At 43.6% G+C, this 12,029-nt stretch carries 10 protein-coding genes; 6 read left to right on the top strand and 4 right to left on the bottom strand.

Annotated features, from left to right (window positions below):
• Positions 1 to 93 precede the first annotated feature (93 nt).
• Positions 94 to 1,299 carry an alpha/beta hydrolase-fold protein gene (locus tag H5125_RS15105; protein ID WP_182744657.1) on the top strand — a complete coding sequence of 402 codons (1,206 nt, stop codon included), beginning with the start codon at positions 94 to 96 and terminating at the stop codon, positions 1,297 to 1,299.
• 137 nt (positions 1,300 to 1,436) lie between these two features.
• Here H5125_RS15105 and H5125_RS15100 read toward each other — a convergent pair whose 3' ends face one another.
• Positions 1,437 to 3,308: a DUF885 family protein gene (locus H5125_RS15100; RefSeq protein ID WP_182744656.1), complete on the bottom strand. Its 1,872-nt coding sequence runs from the start codon at positions 3,306 to 3,308 to the stop codon at positions 1,437 to 1,439.
• Positions 3,309 to 3,489: 181 nt separating this feature from the next.
• On the opposite strand from H5125_RS15100, the gene H5125_RS15095 reads away from it, so the two are divergent.
• The 3 genes from H5125_RS15095 to H5125_RS15085 all read left to right on the top strand — a co-directional run bounded on the left by H5125_RS15095 (position 3,490) and on the right by H5125_RS15085 (position 5,128).
• A complete protein-coding gene (locus H5125_RS15095; RefSeq protein WP_101088629.1) occupies positions 3,490 to 3,729 on the top strand; it encodes a YdcH family protein in 240 nt (79 codons plus the stop codon).
• A gap of 593 nt (positions 3,730 to 4,322) precedes the next feature.
• A complete protein-coding gene (locus H5125_RS15090) occupies positions 4,323 to 4,607 on the top strand; it encodes a hypothetical protein (RefSeq protein ID WP_243638288.1) in 285 nt (94 codons plus the stop codon).
• A 137-nt stretch (positions 4,608 to 4,744) separates the two neighbouring features.
• Positions 4,745 to 5,128: a hypothetical protein gene (locus H5125_RS15085; protein WP_162024179.1), complete on the top strand. Its 384-nt coding sequence runs from the start codon at positions 4,745 to 4,747 to the stop codon at positions 5,126 to 5,128.
• A gap of 112 nt (positions 5,129 to 5,240) precedes the next feature.
• On the opposite strand, the gene H5125_RS15080 is transcribed toward H5125_RS15085, so the two are convergent.
• From H5125_RS15080 to hutI, 3 genes are all read right to left on the bottom strand, one after another.
• Positions 5,241 to 6,902: an amidohydrolase gene (locus H5125_RS15080; protein WP_182744655.1), complete on the bottom strand. Its 1,662-nt coding sequence runs from the start codon at positions 6,900 to 6,902 to the stop codon at positions 5,241 to 5,243.
• Positions 6,903 to 7,083: 181 nt separating this feature from the next.
• Positions 7,084 to 7,860, bottom strand: a complete 777-nt coding sequence (locus H5125_RS15075) for a haloacid dehalogenase type II (RefSeq protein WP_409085826.1) — start codon at positions 7,858 to 7,860, stop codon at positions 7,084 to 7,086.
• A 327-nt stretch (positions 7,861 to 8,187) separates the two neighbouring features.
• Complete coding sequence (gene hutI, locus H5125_RS15070; protein WP_182744654.1) at positions 8,188 to 9,420, bottom strand: imidazolonepropionase; 1,233 nt, start codon at positions 9,418 to 9,420, stop codon at positions 8,188 to 8,190.
• A 133-nt stretch (positions 9,421 to 9,553) separates the two neighbouring features.
• On the opposite strand from hutI, the gene hutC reads away from it, so the two are divergent.
• Positions 9,554 to 10,261 carry a histidine utilization repressor gene (hutC, locus tag H5125_RS15065; RefSeq protein ID WP_182744653.1) on the top strand — a complete coding sequence of 236 codons (708 nt, stop codon included), beginning with the start codon at positions 9,554 to 9,556 and terminating at the stop codon, positions 10,259 to 10,261.
• Positions 10,262 to 10,356: 95 nt separating this feature from the next.
• The gene (gene hutU, locus H5125_RS15060) at positions 10,357 to 12,027 is read left to right on the top strand and encodes a urocanate hydratase (protein WP_182744652.1); all 1,671 of its coding nucleotides are present in this window, start codon (positions 10,357 to 10,359) and stop codon (positions 12,025 to 12,027) included.
• Positions 12,028 to 12,029 lie beyond the last annotated feature (2 nt).

Genomic DNA, 12,029 nt, shown 5'->3' with positions numbered 1-12,029 from the left:
TGAGCTAAGTTTAGATATTACTAAATTGCCTTGTGTGATGTGGTCTGGTAGCTTCGGGTTAACTTAACTGTCACGTTTCACCAGGAAGGTACCATGGTTACAATAGGGAAAAAACGTTATTTCAAATGGCCGAGCTTATGGGCTAAAAGCCTGTCTATATGCGCATTATTACTAAGCTTTTTTCATCTTAGTGTGGTGTTTGCTACTGAAATGTTGCCGCCAACGACCGAAACCTTGAGTGTGAAGTCTGCTTTATTTAGCGAGCAAGCCGATTTTTTGGTGACCTTACCAAACAGTTATACCAAGCAAACCGATAAGCGCTACGTGGTGTTATTTGACTTACATCCTCGTAGCCATTTGTATTTAGCGGGTATGCATGACTGGATGAGTCATAACGGTGGCTGGCCGTGGTTAGAAACCATTATTGTTACTGCTCCCGATGGACATCAAGGCTTGGGGGAGCTAAAAAAGCGTGCGATAGAGCAGCAAGGCGATCAAGCGCTATTGGACTTTTTTGAGCACGATTTACTGCCCGCAATTGATAAACGCTATCGCACCAATGGCTTTCGTATTTTTAACGGCTTTACTGGCAATGCAGGTTTAGTGCTATACAGTTTAATTAATCGCCCTAGCTTATTTAATGCCTATATTGCTGCCAGCCCAGTGTTATCAACAGACTTTGCTTATGTGCTCAATGATGCGCCTAAAAAACTCAAAAACATGCAAGGCAAACCAAGGTTTCTATTTGTTAGCACCAGTGATAGCGACTTTGAGCAAAGGCAGCTGGATTCGTTTGCTAGGCTTGAAGATATTATTCAAACTAATGCCAATGGTAAATTGAACTATCAAATAAAGCGTTTTGACGGCAGCTATTATATGACTCAGCCTATCTTGGCGACGGCATTAGGTATCGAGAAGATATTTAACGATGTTCACACTGTTCTAGCAGCGGATTCAGAAGTATCGCAACAAGGGACTAAAGCGATTCTAGCCTATTATAAGCGACTGTCTGATGAGGTTTATGGCTTTGATGTGCCAGCAATTGATTCGCTGTTAGCCTTGGGTAATAGCTTAGTTAAAGCAGCACCACAGCAAGCGATTGGGGTTTACCAAGATACGCTGAAAGCCTATCCTAAAGCGCATTCGGCCTACCATGAGTTAGCCAGTGTTTATGGAGCAACAGGTAAAATGACTCAGGCTATCGAAGCGGAACAACAAGCGTTAGCGAGTACCGACCATCCGTTTTATCAAAACAAATACACTAAGCAATTAGCCGCGTTTCAAAACCAAGCTAAATAAAACTGATCTAAGTTAAACCAAGCTGCAAAACGATAAATGACAATAAAGCCACAGCACGAGTATTCGCCCTGTGGCTTTATTGTGTAACCTGCTCAAACAATATTATTCTGAGCTTTAGTATTCCGAATTAAAGTTGATTACGCAGCCGTTTCGCTGGCTAACCACTGATTAATTTTTTGCTCCATTAAATCTAAAGGCAATGCGCCATTTTCTAATAAGCGATCGTGGAATACTTTAATATCAAACTTGTCACCTAAGACTTGCTTGGCTTTGGTACGTAGTTCGATAATTTTCAGCTCACCCAACTTATAGCCAAGTGCTTGGCCTGGCCAAACGGTATAGCGCTCAATTTCGCCGGTGGCTTCCGACAAATGAATCCCTTCAGTTGCCACCGCGTAATCAATGGCTTGTTCACGGCTCCAGCCTTTGGCGTGCATACCGGTATCAACCACCAGGCGAACTGCACGATGTAACTCTGACTGCAAACGGCCAATGTTGTCGATAGGATCATTAGCATAAATGCCCATTTCGGCCGCTAAACGTTCGGCATATAAAGCCCAACCTTCGCCAGCGGCATTGGAGTAAAACACTGTGCTTAGCAGTGGTAATTCATCAGATAAGCCAATAATGGTTTGTAAATGATGACCAGGATTAGTCTCGTGGTAGGTCAAGGTTTGTAATGAATAAGATGGCAGTGATGCCGTGTCATACAAGCTGATCCAGAAGGTGCCTTTACGCGAACCATCTTGCGAAGGGGCATCGTAAAATGCGCCGCTAGTAGAAGCTGCACGGCTGTCTGGTACCGCTTCAATAGCCACATCTTGATTAGGCAAGCGACCAAACCAGTCTGGTAATTTTGCATCAACCAAGGCTAAGTCGGCATCAATATCGGCCATTAGCTGTTGCTTACCTTCAGGGGTATTAGGGTAAAGATATTGTGGGTCGTTGAGTAACACCTGCATGCGCTCACCGACGGTGCCATCAACATAACCGACTTCTTTGAGTAGCCCGTCCATCTCGGCAGTAATCCGGGCTACTTCAGCTAACCCGAGTTGATGAATTTCATCAGCAGTTTTGGTCGAATTGCCTAAATGCTGGATAAGCGTTTGATATAACTTCGCCCCTTGGGGTAAACGCCCAATGCCTGCTTCATGAGTTGCTTTTGGACTTACCGCTTCTAAAGCTGCAATCAATTGGCGGGTGGCGGCATAGTATTTAGTATCAACTAACTCAACTGCAGACTTTACCAATGTATCGCTATCGGCCACTTTGGCTGCGTTAAGTTTAGCGTTAAAGCTGGTTACTAAAGGATGGCTGTTTGCAGGCCCGCTGATTTGGGCCTGTAACCCACGCAGAGTGTTATCAATGACAAAGTCCGGTGGAATGACGCCTATGTCGGCATCATGGTTAAGCTTATCGATAAGCGTCCCCATCGCTGCAGGGTATATGCTTAAACGGTTTAAATAAGCGTTCGCTTCATCGGTATTGGTAACGGAAAATTTGTCTTCCATGTAACCGGGGAATTCAATTTGCAAACCCGATAAATGGTTTACGGCATAGGGTAAAAACCACACGCCATACTCGCCTAATACCGTGCCATAATTCACTGTTTGAGCAGGTAATAAAGCGCCTTTCACTTCAGACTTTATCGCGTTTAAGCTGATTGTTTCTGAGGGAGTTAAGCTTGTTGCATCAATATCGTTCAGTTGACTCAGTATTGCCTTAAGCCCTTTGCGACGATGGGTTTCACCCGATGGGCTGTAGTCGGTGAGTTTAGACATCACTTTGGCATTGATGCTTGCGTCGCTCACGCCATAATAAGTGGCAATTTCAGGTCTGAGTACAAAATAGTCTTTAGTGATCGACTCTACTTGCTGCTTAAGACTGAGCTTAGTAGCAGACTTTCCCGCTGTTGCGGTGATAGAGTTGGAATTATTTTCAGGTGTTGCTGGATCTGAACATGCGCTGACGAGCAGACTGATGATTAAGACATTGAGAAGTTTTTTCATTGATTACTCATTAAGTTAATAGCGGTATTCAAGTACGAATATAAGCATATCCTAACAGTTATAGCGGTTAAGCTGTTGCAGTTTTTATATGCTTGTTATTGGAAAACATGAGAGTAAGTTTGACGATAAGGTGTAAATATGGTCTAACATTATTAGACATTGACATGAAAAGGAGAGAAGTATGTTAGGTGAAAGCCATGCGTTATTAGTTGATTTCCCTGAGTATCAAGACAAGATTTCATTGTTAACCGCCAATGATACTGAGTTTGCTGAAGATGCGAAGCTGTATCATAAATTAGATACTGAAATTCGTAAGCTGGAGTTACGCAATACTCCAACAAGTGATGACTTTATTGAGCAAGCAAAGCTTGACCGTTTGGTGTTAAAAGATAAGTTGTATCAGTTGTTTACCCAAGCTTAATTCGTTTATTCCGCGTTTGTTTTGGCTATGTCAGCATTTAGGTTGTGATGACATGGTCAATTTCTTGCTGCAATCTCAGTAATTCTTATTTGTTTTTATTATCTTTGATTTATGGCCTACGGCCACTAACGTCGTGGCGCTTCGCCCACACCAGACCAAGAGGAAACCAACGGCTGTTCCCTCTTGGAACTCCCAGCCGCCACATCAAAATTATCTGAAAAGCGATAATTTCGCGACGTGGTTGAATCCAGCTTTTGACTTCGTTTTGGTGTTCTTCGGCCTTATTCGAAAATGCTAACGCTTTCGGTGGTACATCCTGTACCTCGAAAGCTAGCCAGACATCCATGTCTGGACTCACGCTATTTTCTTCAACGTCCTCAATGTTATTGAATCCTGGTGGTTTTAGTCTGCTCACATATTCTTTTTGTTTGTAGTCTTAGTAGTCTATATGTAAAGGCAACATGAATAGATTTAATTGCTTTACACTAAATAGATAGCAAATGTAGGATGTAGATTAATCAATAACTTAAATGTCCGACTTTATTTGGCTAGCAGTTCAATAAGTTGTTAACAGTAAAAGGAATCTACATCTCGTGAAGTATGCCATTATACCTCTAGTTCTTGTTTTAGCTGGTTGCGCTCAAAACTCAGGCATCATTCCAATGGGCGGTGAAACTTATATGGTTTCTCGTCAAGCTGCTACAGGTTTTACTGGTATGGGTACGCTAAAAGCAGAGGCTATGACAGAAGCGTATGCACAGTGTCAAAAGTCAAAAAAAATGGTTAAAGTTCTAGAAACTATCGATGCAAAACCGCCATTTATATTTGGTAATTTCCCTAAAACCGAAATTCGTTTTAAGTGTATTGAAGAATCATAATCTAGCAAATTACTGTTAACAATTTGATGAATCAGGACAAATAACAGTTGGATTTTGCTCCTACGTCGCTTATTTTAGCCAACATATTATTTTTCTCTTAATGAGGTGTTGGTATTTCACTAATAAAGGAATATTTCGTGGAATCAGAATTTCAGAACCAATTTTGTTATGTATCTACGCTAGAACATCAAAGTACATTTTATGGAAAGTATATTTATCTATACACCGACAAAGGTCAGCTTTCACTTACAAATGATGGTTTAGAATACCTCGGTAAAAAAAATAATTATTCCATTACTCGTAGCTCAATAAAAAATATTGAAATATCTCACTATTCTCGGGTTGCAAAACCTTTTAAGTTAAACTGTATTAAGATTAGTTATATAGTTGATTCAGTTGAAAATACTATTTATCTAACACCAACAGGTTCAGGTTTTACTCCTATTTATAAAACCAATCAGTTAGTAAAAAATTGGTTCTCTAAATTAATGGAAATTATGCCTGAGTTACAAAATACCTAACAAATATGAGCTCCCGCCAGTCTTTAGGTATTAGCCTTAACGCGTTTCCCCTTAAAACGCGTTAGACCAATTCTACTTATCTTACTTATCAATAAACCCTACTCAACGCAGTTTACTCTTGTGCAAATACCTTGCGGCCGTTGACCCAGGTGGCGATGACTTTGTTTTGCCAGATCTGTTGTGGGTCGATTGTAAAATAGTCATCTTCGACTAGGATAAAGTCTGCTTTTTTACCGGGTTCTAATGAGCCTAAAAGCTGCTCTTGATGGCCTGCGTAGGCGGCGTCGATGGTGAAGCTTTTGAGTGCTTCGATACGTGATAGTTTTTCAGTGGCGAGCCAGCCGTCTAGTGGTTGGTTAACATGGTCTTGGCGGGTTACGGATGCATGCAATCCAAAAAATGGGTTGGGCGATTCAATAGGGAAGTCTGAACCATTGGCGATGACGGCATTAGCGTTTAACAGCTTGCGCCACGCATAAGCACCGGCCAAGCGGGCTTTACCTAAACGGTTTTCGGCCATATTTTTGTCGCTGGTGGCGTGGGTTGCTTGAATCGATGCGATAACCCCAAGTTGGGCAAAGCGCGGTATGTCGGCTAAATCGAGAATTTGTGCATGTTCAATGCGATGGCGTAATGCTTTTGAGTCGGTTGCTGCAATGGTAGTTTGGTATTTATCGAGCACCACTTGATTGGCGTTGTCGCCAATGGCGTGAGTATTAACCTGAAAACCTGCTTTCATCGACTGTAAAATCAGTTTGCCGAGTTGATCGTCTGAATACAGCATTAAGCCTTTATGGCCGGGTTGATCTGAATATTCTTTGATTAACGCTGCGCCGCGGCTGCCAAGCGCGCCATCGGCTGATATTTTAACGCTGTCGACTTTAAACATGTCATTAGCAGTGGTGATATGGCCTTGCTTTAAGATGGTGGTAAAGCGAGGGTCTTCAACCGATAGCATGCCATTAACCCGCACGCTCATGGCATTGTTCGCTGCTAATTGTTGGTATGCCTTGATGTTGTCGATGTTGATGCCGGCATCGTGCACACTGGTTAGCCCGTATGACGCTAGGCTATCCATCGCTAGGGTTAAGGTTGATTGTAATTGCTGCTGATTGAGATCGGGGACGATGTTAAACACTAAGTTCATCGCATTATCGATTAATACACCAGTAGGATTACCTTGATCGTCTTTGACAATTTCACCGCCTTCTGGTGCCACTGTGGTTGACGAAATTCCCGCGAGTGCTAACGCTTTGCTGTTAACCCAAATGGCATGACCGTCAACTCGGCCAAATGATACCGGATTAGCTTTAAAGGCTTTATCTAGGCTTTCTTTAGTCGGGAATTGTTTGCTGTCCCATAACTCTTGGTTCCAACCTCGGCCCATTAACCATCCATCAGTCGGGTTGTTTTTACTAAATGCTTGCGCGCGTTCAACGGCTTGTTGTTCGCTACTGGTATTGGTCAAGTCTGCGGTTAATAAACTCAAACCATACCCTAGCACATGACCGTGGGCGTCGATTAATCCAGGTAATAAGGTTTTACCTTTGCCATCAACTGAGGTGATATCAATTGCACTCGGTAAGGCTTGATTTAAGGTAAATAGTCGATCAATTTTGTCGTCAGTAAATTGGATAGCATTGAAGGTTTGCAGTTTTCCGTCGACGAGCGTGTAGCCATTAACATGATGCATCAGTGTGGTTTGTGCCATGGTGTTTGCGCTTAAACTAGCCAAACATAATGCCACTGATAGCGCTAAATATTCCTTTCTCATCTGTTTTCCCTTTTTATGACGACGATTAATCAGCATTCATTAAATGTTAATTAATGGTTAATGGCAAGGGGCAGTGCAAGTCGTCTTAAGGGGGGGGGAGATTGATGGGGCTATATAGAAGGAAATACTCATTGCTGTGTAAATTTATCGCCCAGCTAATACTGGGCGATAATCGTTAAGGCTAGTTGAACTTAGCTAGGGTGCTGGCTAATTCGTTTACATCCAGTACGTTGTAGTCTGGTTGTGCTGCTAGTGGGAACAACACTTTACCTTGGCGACGAATAAAGGCGGTTTGTAAGCCTGCTTTATCTGCACCGGCAATATCCCAGCCGTGCGCGGCAACCATTAACGCTTCATTTGCATTAACACCTAAATCTTTAATGGCCCATTGGTACGTTTTTAAATGCGGCTTAAATACTCCAACAGACTCTATGCTTAAGTTGGCATCAAAATACTGGCTTAAATTAGCATTTTTAAGCTGTAAGGTTACGCCTTCCAATGATGAATTGGTTAAGGTGACTAGTTTGTAGCCTTGGGCCTTCAATTTAGCTAAACCTTCCGCAACATCTGGGTGAGCGGGTAATGAACGAAGTGGCGTTAAAATGGCGGTTTTAGCTTGTTCTGGTGTAATGGCAATGCCGTTGATTTCGGCGACCATTTGCAGTGACGCAACGCCAATGCTACCAAACGTTTGGTAATCACCTGTAGCTGAAACTACTAAAGAATGATGCAGCATGGTTGAGAACCATAATGGCAGTAAATCTTCACGGCCATTAAGCGCTTTACCCACAGAGGCGCGCATATTTTCAAGATCTAACAAGGTTTCATTCACATCAAAAATAATCACTTTAGGCTTAACTAATGGTGCTTGCACCGCAGTATCTGCTAGATCTTTAGCAAAAGCGCTACTGGTATTAAGCATAAAAAAAGCTGTCGCAAGCGATATTAAAACACGGATTTTCATAAAACCTCTGGCAATGTGATGTTGGTTAAAAAGAACTTATCGAGTATTCATCTCACTATTGTTGTCTGTGATACTGACTATAACAAGTTGAACGATTGTTCATTAATATAGTCAGCCTAAATGAAACTGACCTTAAAATCACGGTTTTATTGCCCAATAGTTTAATAAATCTGAACTCGGGATTTGAGGTGACGTACATAGCAGCGCCACTGGAGATAGACATTATCGCCAGTGGTACTGCTATTAGTAGTGAGTTTGAACTGAAGTTGAGGGCTATTTGACGGATATAAGTTGAGCCCAATTGTTTAACGGTTTAACTGTTTAATTGGGTAGCGCAACTACCTGACCATTTTTGACAACGGTTTTACACAGGTTCACTCCGTAAGCATAAGCTAATTGTGCTGGAGTGGTGATATCCCACAAACAAAAATCAGCTTGTTTACCTACGGTAATACTGCCGACATTATTGTCGATACCAAGTGCTTTTGCAGCATTAATGGTTACACCTTGTAAGGCTTCTTCTGGGGTGAGTTTGAATAAGGTGCAAGCCATATTGAGCATCAATAAAGTGGAGCAAATAGGCGATGACCCCGGATTAAAATCGCTGGCAATAACCATTGGCACCTTGTATTGACGCAGTAAGTCGATTGGCGGTAATTGGGTTTCGCGTAAAAAATAAAATGCGCCGGGTAACAAGGTTGCACAGGTACCACTTTCGCTTATGGCTTTAATACCTGCTTCATCTAGAAACTCAATATGATCGACCGATTTAGCCCCAAGCTTGGCTGCTAAGGCGCTGCCGCCCATATTGGTTAATTGCTCAGCATGCAGTTTAATCTGCAGACCTGCCTGTTTAGCCGCAGTTAATACTCGCTCAGTTTGCTCAAGATTAAAGGCGATATTTTCACAAAATACATCGACGGCATCAGCAAGGTTTTCGGCGATTACCGCGGGGAGCATGTCATTAATGACGAGGTCGATATAGGCATCTGCATTGTCTTTATATTCTGGCGGAATAGCATGGGCGCCCAAGAAGGTGGTGCTTACATCAATGTGATGATGTTCGCCTAGCTCACGCGCAACGCGCAATAATTTAAGTTCTGTTTCGGTGTTCAAGCCGTAACCAGATTTAATTTCAACCGTGGTGACGCCTTCTCTGGCTAGGGCGTTTAAGCGTTGTCGACCCAGTTCAAATAACTCAGCTTCATCAGCTTCACGACAGGCGTTAACGGTTGAGATAATACCGCCGCCAGCCCGAGCGATATCTTGGTAACTTGCACCTTGTAAGCGTTGTTCAAACTCATTGGCGCGATTACCGGCAAAGACTAAGTGGGTGTGTGCATCGATAAGCCCTGGTGTTATCCAGCCGCCTTTGCCTCTGTAAACTGGGGTTGCCAGTACATCAAATTCAGGTAGTTCACTGCGCGGGCCAACCCAAGCAATTTTGCCATCTTTTATTGCAATAGCCGCTTGAGGTATTACGCCGTAAGCCCCTTGGATATTGGTATCCATGGTGGCCACGTTTACATCAATCCACACTTGATCCCACGACATAAAAACCCCTAAAAATGCATTAATTATTGATTGCTAAACAATACTTGTTTTAACTTGTATATACAAGGTAGGATGAATGATGTGTTTTTAAACAGCAATGACATTATTGTCTAAAAAACCGAGAGCTGCTGATATGGCCCAAGCAAAGTTTTCCCAAATAAAACAATTCATTTTGAGCCGTATTGAAACGGGCGAATGGCAAGAGAACGATCGTGTCCCGTCTGAAAATCAGTTAACTGAATTGTTTGCCTGTAGTCGGATGACAGCAAGGCGGGCGTTAACTGAACTGGTGGACTCGGGCGTGCTAGAGCGCACTCAAGGAGTGGGCACTTTTGTGGCAGGTTTAAAGTCGCAATCGTCATTACTGGCTATTCGTAATATTGCCGACGAAATAAAAGACCGTGGCCATGGCTACAGTGTTATCCAGCTTGAATTGAGACAAATCGAGGCCAGCACAACAGTGGCTAATGCATTGGGGCTGGAACTGGGCAGCCCTGTATTTTATTCGGTGTTGGTGCATTGCGAGCAAGGCTTGCCATTACAAGTTGAAGAGCGTTATGTAAACCCACAGCTGGTGCCTGATTACCTACAACAAGATTTTAGCTCACATACTCCCCATGAATATTTGTCGGCAGTAGCGCCACTGACAGAGGCCAAGCATACCGTTGAAGCCATTATGGCTAACGAGCTGTTACAACAAAGGTTGTCGATTGCTGCAACGGAACCTTGCTTACAAATTTTACGTCGTACCTGGTCGCGCCAAGGTGTGGTCAGTTTTGCTCGTTTAGTTCATCCGGGTAGCAAATTTAAACTAGGCGGCCATTTAACCTTTGCGCGTTAAAAGGTGGTATCGAAAATGAAAACCGTAAGACATTAAAAATAGACAACAAGACCAATAAAAAACCAAACTGAATAAACTCGGTTGAAGAGGAACATATGGATAAACGACACGACCCAAGCCGTCGCATTATTGCCCCGCACGGTACCCAATTACAGTGTAAAAGTTGGCTAACCGAAGCCGCGATGCGCATGTTAATGAACAACTTACACCCTGATGTTGCCGAACGCCCAGAAGACTTAGTGGTGTACGGCGGCATTGGCCGCGCCGCGCGCGATTGGCAAAGTTACGACAAAATTATTGAGGTGCTTAAACGCCTTGAAGACGATCAAACCTTATTAGTGCAGTCTGGTAAACCTGTTGGGGTGTTTACTACTCATAGCAATGCGCCACGGGTCATTATTGCTAATTCAAACCTAGTGCCACATTGGGCGAATTGGGAACACTTTAACGAACTAGATAAGAAAGGTTTGGCTATGTATGGCCAAATGACTGCGGGTTCGTGGATTTATATTGGTTCGCAAGGCATTGTTCAAGGCACTTACGAAACGTTTGTCGCCATGGCTAAACAGCACTTTAATGGCTCGTCAGCGGGTAAGTGGATTTTAACTGGCGGTTTAGGCGGCATGGGTGGTGCACAACCACTGGCTGGTACTATGGCGGGTTATTCGGTATTAACCTGTGAAGTAGATGAAACCCGTATCGATTTTCGCATGCGTACTGGTTACGTCGACAAAAAAGCCACTTCATTAGATCAAGCATTAGCGATGATTTACGCAGCAAACCAAAGCGGCAAGCCGGTTTCAGTCGGCTTATTAGCCAATGCTGCCGATGTGTTTACTGAGCTAGTGACCCGCGGCATTGTGCCTGATGTGGTAACCGATCAAACCTCCGCGCACGACCCATTAAACGGTTATTTACCTCAAGGCTGGACTTTAGAATACGCCGCTCAAATGCGTAAAACTAACGAAGCGGCAGTCGTTAAAGCGGCGAAGCAGTCAATGGCAGTGCAAGTTAGAGCAATGTTGGCATTACAGGCAGCCGGTGCAGCAACCACAGATTATGGTAACAATATTCGCCAAATGGCGTTTGAAGAAGGCGTCACGAATGCGTTCGACTTCCCTGGGTTTGTACCAGCATACGTGCGGCCGTTATTTTGTGAAGGCATTGGACCATTCCGTTGGGTAGCCTTGTCTGGCGATCCGGAAGATATTTACAAAACAGATGCCAAAGTCAAAGAGCTGATTCCAGATAATCCGCAGTTACACAATTGGCTCGACATGGCGCGTGAGCGTATTGCGTTTCAAGGCTTACCTGCACGTATTTGCTGGGTAGGGCTTAAAGATCGTGCCCGCTTAGCGTTAGCCTTTAATGAAATGGTCAAAAACGGTGAGTTAGCGGCACCGATTGTTATTGGCCGAGATCACTTAGATTCAGGCTCAGTTGCCAGTCCAAATCGCGAAACAGAAGCCATGTTAGACGGCTCTGATGCGGTGTCAGATTGGCCATTAATGAATGCCTTACTCAATACAGCTAGTGGTGCAACTTGGGTGTCATTACACCATGGTGGCGGCGTTGGTATGGGCTTTAGTCAACATTCTGGGGTGGTGATAGTGGCCGACGGAACCGATGAGGCTGCGGTACGTTTAGGCCGAGTATTGTGGAACGACCCTGCTACTGGGGTAATGCGTCATGCAGATGCTGGCTATGACATTGCAAAAAAATGTGCCAAAGAGCAAGGCTTAGACCTGCCAATGTTAGGAGCTTAATC

The organism is Shewanella sp. SR44-4 (genome assembly GCF_014163715.1).
In the GTDB taxonomy this organism is placed as follows: domain Bacteria; phylum Pseudomonadota; class Gammaproteobacteria; order Enterobacterales; family Shewanellaceae; genus Shewanella.
Note: the sequence above shows the minus strand (reverse complement) of the source record. Positions and strands in the feature narration are given on the sequence as shown.